The sequence below is a fragment of the Aeribacillus sp. FSL M8-0254 genome, from assembly GCF_038008845.1.
In the GTDB taxonomy this organism is placed as follows: Bacteria; Bacillota; Bacilli; order Bacillales; family Aeribacillaceae; genus Aeribacillus; species Aeribacillus composti.
This window is the reverse complement of the sequence record NZ_JBBOZY010000001.1, coordinates 203,826-221,849: the sequence shown is the minus strand read 5'-3', so window position 1 is coordinate 221,849 and position 18,024 is coordinate 203,826. Positions and strand designations below refer to the sequence as shown.

The following is an 18,024-nucleotide window of genomic DNA, read 5'->3' as shown; positions in this document are numbered from 1 at the left end:
GCTGCTAAAGACATATCAAAAAGGTTCCGCCAATTCCCATACTGTTCGGTCATGAGAGGCAAGTAGACGAATTATTTCTCTTCGCGTCAGATCAGTTAGGCTTGAAAGATGTTGTCTAGTAAGTATAGAACTTGAATTTATTCAACTATTAGTTTCACTATTTCTGTACAGTAATTACTTTTAAGTTCAGATGCATGATAGTAATTCTTTTTTATATCCTGCCCGTTAAAACCGGATATTTTTCTGTACAATCATGGGGCTGCCCAGAAAGTCAGATCCCCATTGAAAACAAAAAATCATAAACACCGATATATCAACGTTTCTAAAACATTAATGGGGGCGTCAATAAGCCGTAAAAACGACTTATTAGACACCCCCATCACCTATTTTGTTAAATTTCTCCTTTTTAGCAGGTGAAACGCTTATAAGAAGTGAATTCATTATATGAGAAAAAATGGTGGATAGCATATAAGGAGAGATATAATGAAATTTTTTACAAAAGAATGGTATGACAAAATGCAGAAGGCGCACCTGCTTACAATTCCCGAGTCTGATGAAGAATGGATGGATTTTATCAAAAGCTTTGAAGAAGACGGCGAGGATGTTTACGACTATTTGCGGGAAGATCTTGAATCTATTAAAGACGAATTATTGCAAACATTGCCGGAAATATTTCATCCCTATATTCTGGACGGCACCATTAATCAGCCGACACTGCCAAAGGAAGTGCGGGACGAACTCATCATTTCGTTGAAGGCTAAAATAGAGGAATGCGAAAAAGTGTTAGATGAAGCGAATAATCATTTTGAACATATTCGCGAAAATCTGCCGGAAGAGCTGATCAGCATTTTGGAAGATGGATTACATGACGCAGAATTACAATATATCCATCGCGATCACGATGCACTCAGATTAACGTTAAATGGGGAAGGCAGTTTCAGCAAGGGGGATGCCATCGTTATTGAGATTACTGGAATCAAGGAGGAACAATCCGAAATACCTTTAACACCAGGTATGTTTTGGCTTTATGAAGAAGGGGATCTTAATAACAAAAGCTTCATCTTAAGTGTTTTATTTGACAATCCGATGACGGAATGGAAGGTAGCTGCAAAACAATTTTCCATTACCCATTTTTATAAAACACAAATTTTTCACCACAATCAGGAATTTGAGAAGGAAAATCATAGCCGCCATAAAGCAAAAAAAGAGAGACATAGTCTTCCTTACAAACTGCCGGATCAGTATGCGTCTTTCGTGACCGCTTTACACGAAGGAGAAGCGGAGAAAATGTATTTTTTAACGGAAAAGGAAGCTATAGAAATCGACCGCTTTTTATCTCTTGAGGAATTGAAATTAGAAGGCAGCGTCATCCCGATTGCAGTTTGTACCAATGGAAATATTGTCCTTCACCTTGAAACTCAGAAAATATTTTATCTTGGTGCAAATACAGAGGAGCTAGCTGAAAACTTTGAAAAATTTTTAGAAGGACTTTATTCAAAACAGTTCGTGGATGAAATGCCCCTATTATCAGAGCCGTTACCGACGGAAGAATTGGAAAGCGCACTGTTCAGTGAAGACTTAGAGCTGATCATACGTGCATGGAACACCATTGTTCAAGAACCAGAAAAACATATACCATTAATAGAAAAAACTCTCCCATATTCTTTACAGCATGAAAATGAAGAGATACAACAAATCGGTGAAGTGTATATGGACCATATTCTTTCCTTCAACATTTTGTCTGAGCAATTCATCAATAAACTGAGAAAAAGCACTTAGGAACGAATGCTAAGGCAAGGCTCTTTCTAAATGATCCTGCTCCATACCCCATCGAATGAATTTATACAACAAACTTATGGTTCCGGGGGCTCATGACCTTTTCACCGCTTCTACTAATCGAGTAGGAGGGGGTGACTAACCCCGACCTCTCACCACCGTACGTACCATTACTACTGCCTTCACGGCTCGGGGCTTTCACCCTAGAGATTATTACACTCTGCCGGGCGTAATCGAGTAGGAGGGAGCGATTAACTCCCGTCCTCTCACACCACCGTACGTACGGTTCCGTATACGGCGGTTCAATTAAGATAATTGACGCAAGTCTTTATAACTTCCGTGAATAGCTGTTCTCTTTATGCCAGTGGTCACTCCACCCTCCAAGAGGTCTCCCACGGGATTCACCGCTTCCTCCCTCAAGTGAGGTACTACGTTTTCTGTGTTCATCATGACTCACTGAATGCCAAGGGCTATTCTCTCTTAATTGTTCGGTCCTTCTTAGTTGTTCTAAACCAACTAATACTATGACCTCTGCTGACTTCTGACGGTTCAGCTACTTATCACTAAGTAGGTTATGAAGCGTATTTCACCTATCCGCCAGACCTCCCCGGGTAAGTACATGCACTTTCACACCATCTATCCGCCTCATTTACTCGATATGACCTTCGACAGAAAGAGCTTTGTTTTGTTTGGCAAACTCACTCAATCATACCTAGCCTTATATGAGGTTCGTGTTCCTCGGACCGGTGTTTTGCCTCCAGCTTCCTTCAGATTCCGCGTCACCACGGACACCCTTTCGTTGAGCTAACCTCTACTTCTGTCTTCGGGGTTCGGGACTTACACCCTATAGTTCATGTACATGCCGGGCGCACCAAATAGCAGCACAGACCTTGCTGTAGTCTGTGCTGCTAATCTTAATATGTTTTATTTAAAACGGATTTGGGTGTGCTAAAAGTACGTTTTATTTGTTGATCAGTTACTATTTATTTTAAGTAGCAAGTGTCAAGTAATCTACTAATAGACAGCGTCCCGGATTATTTCAAACTGCGGTTCAAGAAAGCTTTCGTTCGTTCAAACTTCGGGTTTGTAAAAATCTCAGTCGGAAGACCGGATTCGATGATTTCCCCGTTGTCCATGAAAATGACCCGGTTTGCAACCTCCTTGGCGAACCCCATCTCATGTGTCACCACAATCATCGTCATGTGCTCTTCAGCCAGCTGCTTCATTACTTGCAGTACTTCTCCGGTTAACTCCGGGTCCAAGGCGGAAGTAGGTTCATCAAACAGCAGGATTTCAGGGTTCATCATAAGCGCACGAGCTATGGCGACTCTTTGTTTTTGACCGCCCGAAAGTTTTGCAGGATAAGCTGATGCCCGATCGGAGAGCCCGATTTTCTTCAGAAGTTCTGTGCTGCGTCGTTCAATTTCCGCATTTAACTCCTTCTTTACTAGCTTAGGAGCAAGTTCCAAATTTTCTTTAACCGTGAGGTGAGGAAAGAGATTGAAATGTTGGAAAACCATTCCCATCTTAGAGGTGATCCGCTTAATCTCCTGCGGTTTTGAGTAAATCCCGTCCTTCACCAAATAATCCCCGGATATACAAATGCTGCCTCCGTCTATTTCCTCAAGATGGACCAGGCTACGGAGCATTGTACTTTTACCAGAACCAGATGGTCCGATCACAGCAATTACGTCGTTCTTGTTAACATCAAATGTTATCTGTTTTAATACATCCAACTTGCCATATGATTTTTTGAGGTTGGATACTTCAATGAGAACCACACTCACTACTCCTTTTTAATCAAATTTGAACCGTCGTTCGAGCCACTTAAAGAGAACAGTTAATAAGAGCGTCATGATCAGATAAATAATGCCTGCAATGAAGAAAGGCACGATTGTAAAATCACGGTTCACAGCAGTCTGTGCATAGTGTAATAATTCTGGTACGGCAACAGCATAGAGCAGTGCGGTATCCTTAACTAGTGTAACCGATTCGTTAGCGACTGCTGGAAGTGCGATACGGAACATTTGTGGAAGTATGATTCGCGTCATCGTCTGCCATTTATTCAAGCCTAGGACTTGTGATGCCTCATACTGACCTTTATCAATAGCCAGCAAACCGCCGCGGAAGATCTCGGCAAAATATGCAGCATAGTTCAATATAAAGCCCAAACAAGCTGCGACAAAGCGGTCTAATACCAAATAATCTCCGATCACAGGGATCATCGGCAGTCCAAAACATATAAAAAGCAGCTGAAGCAGCAATGGGGTGCCCCGCATCACATATATATAAATCTGTGTAAGCCACGATAAAGGCTTGAACCTGCTTCTTACAGCAAGTGTTAGTATAAAGCCGAGCGGAATTGACAACACAATGACGATCAAAAACAAGAGAACCGTCATCTGTGCCCCTAGCAGCATCGGCTTAATGATTGAGTTGAAATAATCTACGGACATGAAAGAATTCCTCCAAAAGCAAAACAGGGTTTCTCAAGGAAATCCAAGTTCGGTCTATTTTACTTTAATACCTTATTTTCACCAAACCACTTTTGCGAGATTTCGGCGGCAGTGCCGTCCTCATTCAGCTCATCGAGAGCTTTTTGCAGTTTATTCAGCAGTTCCTCATTACCCTTTTTAACACCAATTCCATATTCTTCTTGTGCAAGGGATTCATCGAGCAGTTTATAAGTATCTTTTTCTTTCGACATGTAATATTTAATGACAACTTCATCAATCACTACTGCATCAACACGTTTTAGCTTTAGATCCTTCAATGCCAGAACATTGTCGGCATACTCCGTAACCGTCTTGATTTTCGATTTAATCGGATTTTTATCCAACGCATCGGCTGCAGAAGACAGAGATTGAAGACCAACCACTTTGCCTTCTAGATCATCAAGTTTAGAAATGTTTGAATCAGCAAGGGTAACCACAACTTGTGCATTTTTCATATAAGGCTTTGTAAAAAGAACCTTCTTTTTGCGCTCCTCCGTAATGGTGTACCCGTTCCAAATGAGATCGATCCGTCCGCTGCTTAATTCAGATTCTTTTGTTTTCCAATCGATCGGCTGAAATTTTACCTTTGTTCCCATTTTTTCGGCAGCTGCCTTGGCGTAGTCAATGTCAAACCCTACAATTTCATTATTCTCATCCCGGAACCCCATAGGTGCAAATTTATCATCTATTCCAATTACTAGCGTTTTGTCTTTTTCCTCCGATTTGGAGCATCCTATCAGGAGCGAGAATAACGCTGCCATAGTTAGAATAATCGTTGCTAATCGTTTCATACTATAGATAACCACCTTTAACTTATTTTCATTTTGTTTTTAACCTATTGCATGTCCAAAAAATTTAAATGTCCCCCGCTACTAGTCACAATTAAACCATCCGTAAATGCATCTGCAATAGTTCAGACGACATTTGCATCAAATGAGCTCAAAAAAGCATAGCAATAATTGCTATAATAACTCATCTATGAAGATATCTGCGAGTGTACTTTAATTCGATAATATATTAGAGTAATAAATTAACATAAAATAAAAATAACACAACATAAAAATGAATGTCAATGGATATTTTTAGTTCATTAGCATACTAAAGTATTTGAGAATTATAGTTTTCTATACATATAATTGTATGTTCAATGTTTGATTTGCTTTTTAAATCTCCACCATAAAAACAGGGCTCGAATGACTTGATCGATTACAATGGATAGCCATACTCCTGCTATTCCTAAATTTAATTGGATGCCCAATACATATACACCTACAATACGAATGACCCACATGCCGACCGCTGTACTGTACATGGGGCTTTTTGTATCTCCTGCTCCTTGTAAAGCTCCAGTCAACACCAATCCCATAGCTAATGCTGGTTGGGCAAAAGCATCAATTCTTAATGCCGTAGTAACCATCTCAATAGCCTGTTTATCTGTTGTAAACCAAGTAGCAAGCCAAGGAGAAAGGAAAAACAACAGAACACCTATTATAGACATAAATAACATGGCGATATAAGTCGTCAGCATCCCATATGTATAAGCCTCTTTTTCAAGCTTTGCCCCAATATGCTGCCCTACAAGTGTTGATGCTGCCGCAGCTAAGCCATATCCTAGCATATAGGAAAATGTTTCGATATTCCCGGCAATTGTATGAGCTGCATACGTTTCCGTTCCAATTCGAACAATTAATCCAAAGTAAAGCACTTGCCCTAAACGCATAATTAAGCGTTCAATTGCTGCAGGAGCAGACAGCCTCAAAATAGGCAATGTGAATTTCTTTATATCCAAAGAAGATTTCTGAAATAAAGAAAATGGTATAGACGATTTTTGAATGTAATAATAAAGAGCGATGGCTCCCAGCACTCTTACAATGACTGTCGCCCAGGCTGCTCCTGCTAAGCCCAACCCGTGAAATCCCAATAAACCAAAAATGAAAAAGTAGTCCAAAACGATATGGATGATATTAATCCACCAGCTTACTTTCATCGGTGTTTTTGTATCGCCAGCAGCTCGTAAAATACTTCCAAAGATAAACATTAAAGAAATAAAAACAGACGGGACAGCTACAATCCGAAAATAAACAGAGGCGTCTACTAAAACGCTTGCTTCTGCTCCCATAAGACGAAGTAAAGGTTCTGTGAAAAATAAGGTGATAAAACCAAAAAATAAACCTATAAAAAAAGAAAGAATGGTTGACTGCTTAGCAACGGCTTTTGCTTGGCCAATATTACCAGCACCGACATGACGTGCGATCAAAGAAGAAGCCCCTACTCCAACTGCCATGAAAATGGCGATATATACGGCTAGAACAGCATTTGCCACGCCTACTGCTGTGACTTCGTTTAATCCTAATTTTGATACAAAAAGTGTGTCTACAAATCCTACCACTGTTTGCAAAATATTTTCGATCATGGCAGGAACAGCTAATGCTAGGATGATCTTTATTTTTTGTTTTGTTGATCGCTCCTGACTGATACCCTCTGGAATCATCAAAAAATTTAATCCCCTTATCGAATGAAATTCTCTAATGCTTTTTTTAAATCGTTTAATACTTGTTCCTCATTTCCTTGATGAACAGCATTTACTAGACAATTCTCCATATGATCAACAAAAATTACTTTTGCTGCATTATCTAACGCTTTCCTTACAGCCGCAATTTGCAGAAGAATTTCAGGACAGTCTCTTCCTTCTATCGCCATTTCTTTAATGGAACGAACATGTCCCTCAATTCGCGCTAATCGATTAATGACCTGCTTGCGATATTTATGTTCATGATTTTGATGATGGTGGTTTTGACACATATTTCATTCCTCCTTATTATAATAATATCCCCCCAGGGGGGATATGTCACTTTAAATTTTTTCACCTTTTCAAAATATAAATATGCTGTTCAATCATAGTTAACATAATAGTCACAAAAACCCCTTTAGGCTCCAAGGGGTTTCTTATTGATGTAAACTTCGTTGATATTTACGTGCAACCAAGCACATCTTATATCTGCATAAAAAAAGCTGGATTTTAATATAGGGCGATATTGTGAGAGCAACTTTGTAAAGTATACAAGTCCTATGATCACTCTTCACAAAACATACTAAGAATAGTATGTTTTTTTTGACATAGAAAAACTCCCCTAGTGAAGGGGAGCAAATATTTTAAGACAGCCTTTACTTTTTCTTAAAAAATTATTATATCCATTCTTTTTGTTAGGATTATTGTTTTGCGCCAAATGATGACTTATTATGAGCGGGCCATGTTGCCCGTTTTTTATTTGTTGCAATGATGTAAACGGCGGCAACTGCGATCAAGACTGCAATCAAGGAACCGAGATTAAATATTCCCTTTTCGGAGTACCATGCAATCGAGTATCCAATCGAACCGGCCATTAAAGCATAATACGTAAATGGGAGCAATGTTTTTCTAATAACTGCTCCTTCTTTTCCTACCAACCCGACTACTGCCGAAGCAGCGACGACATTGTGTACACAAATCATATTCCCAGCCGCACCACCTACCGCCTGAAGGGCAACAATCCAAGTGGGATCAACACCAATTTGGGAACCTACATTATATTGAAATAAAGAAAACATCATATTACTGACCGTGTTGCTGCCAGCTATAAAAGCGCCCAGTCCACCAATAAATGTGGAGAAAAAGGGCCAATAATTGCCCGCCAGCGCTGCTACTCCGTTCGCCAATTCAATTGGCATTTGATCATAACCTGCAGCACCGCCGCCTGAATTTAAAAACACTTGAACCATTGGAACGGTAAAAATTAGCGCGGTTGAAGCTGAGATCATCGTTTTCCCTGAATGCATCCAAGCACGTTTGTATGCGCTTCCATTCATTCCGTGAATAAAAAAGGTAATCAGTGACACAACAATAAAAATTGTTCCTGGTGAATAAAGCGGTTGAAAGCTAGCCGTAATATTTGTTCCAAACATATTCCGAATCTCAATCGTCCACGCTTGCAGCCACCCGCCGATTGGAAGCGATTTCAACCTGGTCGCCACTAAAAACAAGCCAACTAAAATATACGGAGTCCAAGCGCGAATCATGCTCATCTTGCCGTTCTTGTGTGCGATATCTTTAATCTCAATTTTTCCTATCCAATCCGGATCCCATTTAGACTTTTCTTCAAAATCCCATACTTCTTCTTGAGATGGCATTAAAAAACCTTTTTTCGTAGCGGCAATAACGATTGCTAATCCGACCAAGCCGCCAACCATGGAAGGAAATTCAGGGCCAAGGACATTGGCAACGATGAGATATGGTATCGTCATTGTAAAAGCCGCAAACAAGGCAAATTTCCAAACTTTAATTCCTTCAGAAAACGACTTGTTTTTTCCAAAAAATTTGGTCATTAGGGCTACAACAAATAATGGAACAAGAGTGCCCGTTATCATATGAAGAATAGCAACTTTCGCTCCAATCGAAGTGACCAACGACAGCAAGTTATCAGTAATCGTTGCATCAGCGGATAATCCTGATTGTACGCCGACAAGAATCGGTGTGCCGACAGCACCGAATGAAACGGGTGTGCTTTGAATGACCATGCCCGCCACAACGGCTGCCATCGCTGGGAATCCTAATCCTACTAATAATGGAACAGCAACCGCAGCTGGCGTACCAAAGCCTGCGGATCCTTCAATAAACGAACCAAATAACCATGCGACAATAATTACTTGAATGCGCCGGTCTGGAGAAATATCGGTGAACCCTTGCCGGATTGTTTTAATTCCCCCACTTTCTTGCAAAGTATTTAAAAGCAAAATGGCGCCAAAAATGATGTACAATAGTGTAGCAGCTACAACCAAACCATTTATGGAGGCAGCTATTACATTGGCTGCTGATACTTTCCAAACAAAGAGCGCAAGTATGACGGCCACAACATATGAAATCGGCATCGCTTTGCTAGCTGACCACCGTAACCCAACCAAGAAAATTCCGACGATTAAAATTGGAAGAAGCGATAAAAAAGCCAACAATCCAGTACTCACAAGAGATTTTCCCCTCCCTTATTCAAAATGTAATTCACCCACATGAATGGAAAATCATTGTACACTCATTATACCTTTTATTTTTTTAATTATCAATATTTTCTGAATTTTTTATCATTAACTAATTCCTTAGTTATGTAATAATAAAACCCTTGCCCTATTTGAAAAGTTGGAGCGAAATCCAATTCAAATAAGGCGAAGGTATTACTCAAGCATATTCAACAAAACCAAGCCGAGCAGAAATTTGCTTTCCTATTTCAATCATCCGCGGCTGAAGTTGTTTGAGCCTCTCATCTGTCATTCGAATGGTTGGTCCTGATACGCTCACGGCAGCAATGACCTTCCCCAAATGATCAAAAATTGGGGCAGCAATACAACGAATCCCATATTCGTTTTCTTCTAAATCTAGTGCATATCCTTGTTGTTTTACTCGAATGAGCTCTTTCAAAAATGCATCCTTATTCGTAATCGTATTTTTCGTATGCATCGGCAACCCTTTTCTGTCAAGGATGTCTAAAACGACACTTGACGGCAAATTGGCGAGAATGGCCTTTCCTACAGAGGTGCAATGCATTGGGGCACGTTTTCCGACTTTTGAATGCATGCGCAGCGTTTCATTTCCTTCCAATTTTTCAATATAAACGACTTCCCCTTGGTCATAAACAACCAGATGGATGACTTCGTTCGTCTCATTTTCTAATTTTTGCAGGAAAGGTTTTGCTTCTTTGCGAAGATCAATCGATTCTAATAGCTTCGAACTGATTTCCAAAAATTTATACCCCAGTTTATATCTTCCTGTTTCGGAATCTTGTTCAATATAGCCGTACCGGGCAAGTGTAGATAAGATTCGATACACGGAGCTTTTGTTGATATCTATCTGATTGGCAATCTCTGTGACGCCTAAACCTTCTTTTTTTAAGCTGACAAGTTGAATAATGTCCAACGCCCTGCTTACAGACTTGACCATATTGTCTCTTTCCACAGCCGTTCACCTTCTAAAATCTTGGCGGAATTTGCTAGAGTGCAAATTCCGCCATATAAATTTTCTTGATTCCCTTATATTATGACAGGAAGAACAAAAACTGCCAAGTTCTTTCTGTTCCATTATTCACTTTATCATTTGAATACTAAGATTGTTTCCTTCATAACGTGTTAACACGCTTTTTTGCAGCAACAACGGTATTTTTTAATGTGCCGATTCCTTTCATTTCGCATTCAATTACATCTCCTGCTTGAACAAAATCGGCTCCAACCGGACTTCCTGTTAAAAGGACATCACCGGGTTTAAGTGTCATGACAGATGATAAATAGGAAATCATTTTCCGAATGGAAATAATCATCAATTCCGTTGAACTATCTTGTTTTTTAACACCGTTCAACTTTGCTTCAACATGAATGCAAAATGTATCAAGTTCTGTTTCAATGACAGGGCCAAGGGGGGTAAATGTGTCAAACGATTTACCGATTGTCCAATGGCCATCTTCATGGAAAAACTGCGGCGCCGTCACGTCGTTGCCCACCGTGTACCCAAATACATAATTCAATGCTTCTGATTCCGGCACCATTTTCGTTTGTTTACCGATTACATTGCCAGCTTAGATTCAAACTTTACCCTGTCTATTCCCTCTGGAATAACAATCTGTTCTTCAGGACAAATAACGGATTTTTATGAACTTCCAGCGCCTTTTCCCGAAGGTTTTTCATACATTCAACTCATTCATAATAAAACTTTTCATTCATAACCAAAGCCGCGCAACTAAAGATTTTGATCGGTTTTTGTGCATGGAAGATGTAGCTTTTAAATAGAAGGGGGTGTCTGATAAGTCGTTTTTACGGCTTTTTGACGCCCCCATTAATGTTTTAGAAACATTGATATATCGGTGTTGTTTTCAATGGCGATTTGACTTTCTGGACAGCACCTTCATGATGAGAAGTTATTGTTTTACAGCATATTTTGCTTTTGCTTCAAGACGGCGGCGATGCAAAATCGGTTCTGTGTAGCCGTTAGGTTGATCATAACCTTTAAATACGAGGTCACACGCAGCTTGAAATGCGACGGAACGGTCATAATCTTTTGACATCGGGCGGTAGCCAGGTTCATTTTCATTTTGCTTGTCGACTATTTTCGCCATCCGCTTAAGTGTTTCAAGAACTTGTTCTTTCGTAACAATGCCGTGATGCAGCCAGTTTGCGATATGCTGGCTTGAAATCCGCAACGTTGCCCGGTCTTCCATCAAAGCAATATTATTAATATCCGGAACTTTTGAACAGCCGATTCCTAACTCCACCCAACGAACAACATATCCTAAAATTCCTTGTGCATTATTATCTAACTCTTCTTGTATTTCTTCAGGGGTCCAATTCGGGTTTTCTGCAACCGGAATTTGTAAAATTTCATCACGGAGATCTTCAATCGTTTCAGCCAATTTGTTTTGGACATCTGTTACATTTACTTGGTGATAATGGAGAGCATGCAATGTAGCCGCTGTTGGTGATGGCACCCACGCAGTATTGCCGCCTGCTTTTAGATGGCCAATCTTTTGCTTGAGCATTTCCGCCATCATGTCCGGCATTGCCCACATGCCTTTTCCAATTTGCGCACGGCCTTGGAAGCCGCTTTGTAAACCGATATAGACGTTTGAGCGTTCATAGGCTTGCAGCCATTGAGATGTTTTCATATCATTTTTCCGAATCATCGGACCTGCTTCCATTGATGTATGGATTTCATCGCCAGTTCGGTCCAAAAACCCTGTGTTAATAAATACAACACGATCTTTTACTTCCCGAATACAAGCTTTCAAATTCAAAGTTGTGCGCCGTTCCTCATCCATCACACCAATTTTCAGCGTATTCCGTTTTAATCCCAGCAAATCTTCGACGCAGTTAAATAGCAAGTTGACAAACGCCACTTCCTCAGACCCGTGCATTTTAGGTTTTACAATGTAGATCGAACCTTTCCTGGAGTTTTCAAATTTGCCATTTCCTAAAAGGGAATGTTTAGCAATCAAACTTGTTACAACCGTATCCAATATTCCTTCTGGGATCTCTTCTCCCTCTCCAATGAGCACTGCACTATTTGTCATCAAATGCCCAACGTTACGAATGAGCATAAGTGAACGACCTGGGAGAGTGAACTTTTCTCCTGTTTTGGATGTGTATGTTCTGTCAGCATTAAGCGTACGTGTAATCGTTTTATCGTTTTTTGTAAAAGTAGCTGTCAAATCTCCTTTTATGAGGCCAAGCCAATTGCGATAAACAAGCACTTTGTCTTCCGCATCCACTGCCGCCACAGAATCTTCGCAATCCATAATCGTTGTAACAGCCGCTTCCAATAGAATATCTTTAATTCCCGCATCGTCATTTTTTCCAATTGGATGGCTTCGATCGATCTGGATTTCAATATGAAGACCGTTGTTCTTCAATAAAATGGCAGATGGTTTATCCGACTCTCCTCTGTAGCCTACGAACTTTTCTCTTTCTTTAAGAGCGGTTGTCTTGCCATTCATTAAAGTGACAACCAAATTCCCGTCTTCAACTGCGTATTGAACAGCGTCTCGGTGGAAATGTTCTTGCAACGGCACTACTTCATCAAGGAAGTTTTTCGAAAAGGCAATGACTTTTTCCCCGCGAATCGGATTATACTCTCCTTTTCGTTCAGCCCCATCTTCTTCGCTGATGACATCTGTTCCATAAAGAGCGTCATAAAGGCTTCCCCATCGGGCATTGGCGGCGTTGAGAGCGTACCGTGCGTTATTAATCGGCACTACTAACTGCGGCCCGGCTTGTAGAGCAATTTCGTCATCGACATTTTCTGTTGTAATCTTAAAGTCTTCCACTTCTTGTTCTAAATAGCCGATTTCCTGCAAAAATGATTTATAGGCTTCAAAGTTGAATTTGTTGCGATGTTTTTTGTGCCATTCGTTGATTTTTTGCTGGATTTCATCACGACGCTTAAGCAAATTTTTATTAATAGGTGTCAGTTCATAAACAAGGTTCTCAAACTGAAGCCAGAATTCATCTTTTTCCACACCACTTCCCGGCAATGCTTCATTGTTGATAAAATCATACAAATTTTCAGCTACTTGCAAATTGCCGACTTTTACATAGTTTGTTTTCATGGGCACAATTCCTCCTTTAAATGTTATAATTGTTGTTTGTTATTACGAAACACTGTTTCGTAATTGTTTAAAAAAGGATAACATGATGATGGAATCATTTCAATAATTTTCTTAAAATTCTTTTTTATGATGCTGTAACAGATTTCCCCTCTTTTTTCACTTCCAAACAACGTCCCGGAGTTGGGAAGAGCTTCCCGGCATTTAATAAATTTTTCGGATTAAATACTTCCCGAATATCCGTTTGCGCCGCTATTTCTTCGTCGCTAAAAATGAAGCGCATCTCTTCTCTTTTCTCGATCCCTACTCCATGTTCACCTGTAATCGATCCGCCGACATCTGCACATGCTTGCAAACAGGCGCTGCCAGCTTTTAAAGCCTTTTCTGTTTCGCCCGGTTTTCTGGCATCAAAAAGTACAAGCGGGTGCAGATTGCCATCGCCAGCATGAAAGATATTTGCGATGCGCAGACCATACTCTCGACTGATTTCGTGAATTCTGTTTAACACTTCGGGTAATTTGCTGCGGGGAATCACACCATCCTGAACTAAATAATCAGGAGAGATCGCCCCCATTGCGCCAAATCCAGTTTTGCGGTTTGCCCACCATCTAGCTCTTTCCTCTTCACTTTGTGCCACTTTTACTTCTCGAACATGATTTCTCTTGCAAACTTCTAAAATTTGATGGATTTGCTCGTCTATACCTGCGGATATTCCATCCACTTCAATGAGCAAAAGCGCTTCAATGTCTTTTGGATGGCCGACAGGAAACGCTGCCGCTTCAACCGCTTCTATTGCTATTTGATCCATCATTTCAAGGGCTGCTGGTACAATTCCGGCAGAAATAATGTCCGATACGGCTTGACTGCCATCCGCAACACTGTCAAAATAAGCGAGCACCGTTTGCTTTGCTTCCGGGTTTTTTAAAATACGAACCGTTATTTTCGTCACAATTCCTAAAGTTCCTTCTGATCCTGTTAAAAGTCCTAATAAATCATAGCCCGGTGCATCAGGTATTCCATCCTTGCCTATTTCAATGACTTCGCCATTTGGCAATACCACTTCAAGCCCTAAAATGTGATTTGTCGTCACACCATATTTTAGACAGTGTGCACCGCCCGCATTTTCACCGACATTTCCGCCGATGGTGCAGCAATATTGGCTTGATGGATCAGGCGCATAATAATATCCTTTGTCCGAAATGGAGTTCGTCAGTTTTAAGTTGACAAATCCAGGTTCCACTACTGCACGCCTGTTTTCAAAATCAACACTTATAAGGCGTTTCATTTTTACAAGACTAATGATTACTTCCCCATTCAACGGGATCGCCCCGCCGCTGAGACCAGTTCCGGCGCCGCGGGCAAGGAACGGCAAATCATGTTCGTGGCAATATTTCACAATTTTTGCGACTTCTTCTGTATTATTCGGGAAAACGACTGCCCTCGGCAAACGACGATGAATGGTAAAGCCATCGCAATCATAAGCTAATAAATCTTCTTTTTTATACAAGATGGAACGGTTTCCTTCAACAATGTTTGCAAGGTTTTTTATATGTTTGTCATTTGTTCTTATCCCTTTTAGAGACATTCCTCTCCCTCCTTTAGCCGATCTTCTTTTTGGTACGCCCAATCCAGCAGCTGTACGGTATGAACAATTTTTTGATTTCTTCCGTTTTTTTGAACACCCATCGCCATCTGCAGCATACAGCCGGGGTTTCCCATTACAATCATTTCTGCTTCTTTAGGGACATTCTTCATTTTGCTATCAAGCACTTCTTTAGCCATCTCCGGATTTGTTATATTGTAAATGCCAGCACTGCCGCAGCATCGGTCGGCATTCGCCATTTCAACCATTTCGACCCCAGGTATATCAAGAAGAAGGCTGCGAGGTTCGTCACGAATGCCCTGCCCATGAGCTAAATGGCATGCATCATGATAGACAACACGAGCCTTGATTTCGGCGATGGGCCTTTTATAACCAGTGTCATAAAGGTATTTTGAAATGTCTTCCACCTTTTTTGAAAATGTTTCAGCTTTTTGGCGCCAAACGGGGTCTTCACGGAACAGCTCCGGATATTCTTTTAACATACATCCGCAACCGGCAGAATTTACAATTACTTTTTCAGCATGTTGGAATGCTTCAATATTTTGTTTCGCTAATTTTCTCCCCATTTCCCGGTCGCCTGCATGAACATGAAGAGCCCCGCAGCAAGTTTGATTTTGCGGAATCATAACGTCATTTCCATTTCGAGTTAACACGTTAATTGTTGCTTCATTAATTTCGCTGAACATGACATCCATTACGCAGCCAGTTAAAAACGCAACCGTTCTCTTCGTTTCTCCTTTTGCTTTAATGACTTTTTCATGTTTGTACTTTTTCCGCACAGGCTTTTTCACTTCCGGCATGATCGCTTCCATTTCGGCTAAGTGCTGCGGTATGATATTGATCAGCCCTGTTTTACGGACAAACGTTTGCATGCCGCTTTTTTGATACAATTTCAACACATTTCCTAACGTGTACAAGCGATTGTGGTGCGGAAACAAACTATGCAAAAACAGATGGCTGACCGCCTTTTTCCAGCCTTTTAACGGCATGGCTTGGCGAATTTGACCGCGCGCTTCTTCTATCAATCCCCCTACATCGACGTCCGCAGGACAAGCGGTAGTACAAGCGCGGCAATCAAGACAAGCAAAGACAGGATCCATAAAATGTTCGTTCACTTCAAGCTTTCCTTCTGCGACTGATTTAATCAAATGGACGCGTCCGCGGGGAGAATGCTGTTCCTGACCCGTGATCTCATAAGTTGGGCACGATTCTAAACACATACCGCAATGGACACAATCCGCCCATTTGTTTTCATCAGGTGGATCACTCCAAAGGTAATTGCTGAAGCTGTTGGTTTGACAGGCTGGTTCTTTGATAAGATCACTTTCATTTAATCCCATATTTAAATCCCTCCCACAAATCGCTTCGGATTGAGAATGTTGTTCGGATCAATCTTTGTTTTGATTCCTTTGAAAAGAAAGAAATATGGCGGATTTTCCCCCCAAACCTCTATTTTCTGGCGTAAAATAAACGGCAAATGTTTAATGACTGCATACCCATTGAGCTCTTTGACAAAATTCCTTAAATGCTGAATTGCTGAAATGACGTTTTCGCTGCCGCCTCTTAAAATGATTTGACACAATCCGTGGCCTAATCCACCGTGGGCTTCGATAAGCAAATTGTGCGTATCCTGTAATAAATGGCTTTCCCTAATAACTTTTAGGACATCTAAATTGACAACTCCGATTTTCAATACTGCTTCAGTCTCCCCTGTCTGATTAGACACCCTGCCATTCGGGCTGATTGTATAAAAAGATTGCCAAAACTTGCGCGCTTTCTCTTGAGCAAGAATGGTCATTTTCGTTTTAGGAGGCTGAATGCTTTTTAGAAAAGATTCTTGGTAATGAACCGAACTTTCATTATCTTCAAAACTAATGGCCAATGTATAAAATTTTTCACCCGTTAGCTTTTCAGCCAAAGACGGACTTATCAGCTCCAGTGAGACAGGTTCCATCTGCGAATCTAAAAACGCCGCGGCAAATGATCGCATTTCAGTAAAATCTCCTTCTGTAAATGATAAAAGAACATTGCTTTCATATTTTGGCAAAGGACGGAGTTTTAAAGTGATTTCCGTCAAAACCCCCAAAGTGCCCATGGAACCGACAAAAAGTTTGTTCATATCATATCCGGCGACATTTTTCACGACCTTTCCGCCTGTTCGGATGACCTTGCCATTTGGATAAACAACTCGAAGCCCGATGACTGCATCTCTGGCGGATCCATATGCCAAACGTTTGGGACCGCTTTCATTCGCGGCGATAATACCGCCGATGGTCGCATAATCCGGCCAAGCAGGATCTAGAGATATTTTTTGGTTATGTTCTTCTAAGTACTGCTGCAATTCTTGAAATGGTGTACCTGCTTTCACTGTTAATGTCATATCTCCCACTGTATGCTCGACGATTCCTTTTAGATTTGCTAAGGAAAGCAAAATATCAGCCGAATCAATTAGACCGCCAAACCCCCGCTTTGTTCCTCCGCCCACAATGGAAACGGTTTTCCCATTTTTGTTTGCATATTGCAAGATGTGTGAAATTTCGTTTTCAGTTTTTGGATAGACTGCGACTTTTCCGCCATTTCCAAGTGGATGACCTTCATTTTCCTTTACTTCCATTTGACTTTCGGGGAAAACATCTTTTAATTCTGTGTACAACTCTCCTTGGAGCAAATCAAGCACCTCCTATGTTTTGTAATAAGAAACACCGTTTCTATAAATTCGCAAAAGAACAAGCGTTTTAAATCATTTTCTTTCAATCGACTGCAACACTTCTCTTATTACACATATTTGATATGTTATATGTTTACAATTATTAAAACACTCTTATGAAGATTTTTCAACGAATTTTTTGAATTTACAAAAAAATAAGAAAAATGAAATTCTATTAAACTTGCCGTACGGCAAGATGATCTGATGTATAGCCCCCTATCTTTTTTCTCCCTGCCAATATCCTATCAACGAAAAAAGAGACTGAATTGAAAAAGAATTTTTTTATGGTCCTTTCCAAACAGCCTCTTTTGAACAAAAATTATTTTGTTT

The 18,024-nt window shown here is 40.6% G+C and carries 12 protein-coding genes and 1 pseudogene; 1 reads left to right on the top strand and 12 read right to left on the bottom strand.

What is annotated here, in order from left to right; genetic code table 11:
* The first annotated feature begins 483 nt into the window (after positions 1 to 483).
* Positions 484 to 1,779, top strand: coding sequence for a DUF4085 family protein (locus NSQ44_RS01155; protein ID WP_340854513.1), 1,296 nt, complete (start codon positions 484 to 486; stop codon positions 1,777 to 1,779).
* Positions 1,780 to 2,810: 1,031 nt separating this feature from the next.
* Here the strand turns inward: NSQ44_RS01155 and NSQ44_RS01150 are convergent.
* The 12 genes and pseudogenes from NSQ44_RS01150 to NSQ44_RS01095 all read right to left on the bottom strand — a co-directional run bounded on the left by NSQ44_RS01150 (position 2,811) and on the right by NSQ44_RS01095 (position 17,601).
* Entirely contained in the window at positions 2,811 to 3,557 is a 747-nt protein-coding gene (locus tag NSQ44_RS01150; protein ID WP_063386500.1) for an amino acid ABC transporter ATP-binding protein, read from the bottom strand.
* 15 nt (positions 3,558 to 3,572) lie between these two features.
* Complete coding sequence (locus NSQ44_RS01145) at positions 3,573 to 4,232, bottom strand: amino acid ABC transporter permease (RefSeq protein ID WP_063386499.1); 660 nt, start codon at positions 4,230 to 4,232, stop codon at positions 3,573 to 3,575.
* A gap of 59 nt (positions 4,233 to 4,291) precedes the next feature.
* Positions 4,292 to 5,062 (bottom strand): amino acid ABC transporter substrate-binding protein, encoded by a 771-nt coding sequence (locus tag NSQ44_RS01140; RefSeq protein WP_094244936.1) that lies wholly within the window; start codon positions 5,060 to 5,062, stop codon positions 4,292 to 4,294.
* A gap of 353 nt (positions 5,063 to 5,415) precedes the next feature.
* Positions 5,416 to 6,762 (bottom strand): MATE family efflux transporter, encoded by a 1,347-nt coding sequence (locus NSQ44_RS01135; RefSeq protein WP_340858068.1) that lies wholly within the window; start codon positions 6,760 to 6,762, stop codon positions 5,416 to 5,418.
* Between the two features lie 17 nt (positions 6,763 to 6,779).
* Entirely contained in the window at positions 6,780 to 7,073 is a 294-nt protein-coding gene (locus NSQ44_RS01130; protein ID WP_063386497.1) for a metal-sensing transcriptional repressor, read from the bottom strand.
* Between the two features lie 408 nt (positions 7,074 to 7,481).
* Entirely contained in the window at positions 7,482 to 9,269 is a 1,788-nt protein-coding gene (locus NSQ44_RS01125; protein ID WP_340854511.1) for an L-lactate permease, read from the bottom strand.
* Between the two features lie 208 nt (positions 9,270 to 9,477).
* Positions 9,478 to 10,251, bottom strand: coding sequence for an IclR family transcriptional regulator (locus NSQ44_RS01120; RefSeq protein ID WP_063386495.1), 774 nt, complete (start codon positions 10,249 to 10,251; stop codon positions 9,478 to 9,480).
* Positions 10,252 to 10,411: 160 nt separating this feature from the next.
* Positions 10,412 to 10,932, bottom strand: a pseudogene (locus NSQ44_RS01115) (fumarylacetoacetate hydrolase family protein); the annotation flags it as partial.
* Positions 10,933 to 11,203: 271 nt separating this feature from the next.
* Positions 11,204 to 13,387, bottom strand: a complete 2,184-nt coding sequence (locus NSQ44_RS01110) for a malate synthase G (protein ID WP_340854510.1) — start codon at positions 13,385 to 13,387, stop codon at positions 11,204 to 11,206.
* 124 nt (positions 13,388 to 13,511) lie between these two features.
* A complete protein-coding gene (locus tag NSQ44_RS01105) occupies positions 13,512 to 14,969 on the bottom strand; it encodes an FAD-binding oxidoreductase (protein WP_340854508.1) in 1,458 nt (485 codons plus the stop codon).
* Positions 14,960 to 16,327, bottom strand: a complete 1,368-nt coding sequence (locus tag NSQ44_RS01100; RefSeq protein ID WP_327863014.1) for a (Fe-S)-binding protein — start codon at positions 16,325 to 16,327, stop codon at positions 14,960 to 14,962. Before NSQ44_RS01100 ends, NSQ44_RS01105 begins: the two co-directional genes overlap by 10 nt.
* 2 nt (positions 16,328 to 16,329) lie before the next feature.
* Entirely contained in the window at positions 16,330 to 17,601 is a 1,272-nt protein-coding gene (locus NSQ44_RS01095; RefSeq protein WP_327863037.1) for an FAD-binding oxidoreductase, read from the bottom strand.
* Between the last annotated feature and the right edge of the window lie 423 nt (positions 17,602 to 18,024).

Excerpts from the sequence above, each read along its gene's own strand:
- NSQ44_RS01155 (WP_340854513.1), top strand. The coding sequence starts at position 484 with ATGAAATTTTTTACAAAAGAATGGTATGACAAAATGCAGAAGGCGCAC.
- NSQ44_RS01145 (WP_063386499.1), bottom strand. The coding sequence starts at position 4,232 with ATGTCCGTAGATTATTTCAACTCAATCATTAAGCCGATGCTGCTAGGG.
- NSQ44_RS01140 (WP_094244936.1), bottom strand. The coding sequence starts at position 5,062 with ATGAAACGATTAGCAACGATTATTCTAACTATGGCAGCGTTATTCTCG.
- NSQ44_RS01135 (WP_340858068.1), bottom strand. The coding sequence starts at position 6,762 with ATGATTCCAGAGGGTATCAGTCAGGAGCGATCAACAAAACAAAAAATA.
- NSQ44_RS01130 (WP_063386497.1), bottom strand. The coding sequence starts at position 7,073 with ATGTGTCAAAACCACCATCATCAAAATCATGAACATAAATATCGCAAG.
- NSQ44_RS01110 (WP_340854510.1), bottom strand. The coding sequence starts at position 13,387 with ATGAAAACAAACTATGTAAAAGTCGGCAATTTGCAAGTAGCTGAAAAT.
- NSQ44_RS01105 (WP_340854508.1), bottom strand. The coding sequence starts at position 14,969 with ATGTCTCTAAAAGGGATAAGAACAAATGACAAACATATAAAAAACCTT.
- NSQ44_RS01100 (WP_327863014.1), bottom strand. The coding sequence starts at position 16,327 with ATGGGATTAAATGAAAGTGATCTTATCAAAGAACCAGCCTGTCAAACC.
- NSQ44_RS01095 (WP_327863037.1), bottom strand. The coding sequence starts at position 17,601 with ATGGAAGTAAAGGAAAATGAAGGTCATCCACTTGGAAATGGCGGAAAA.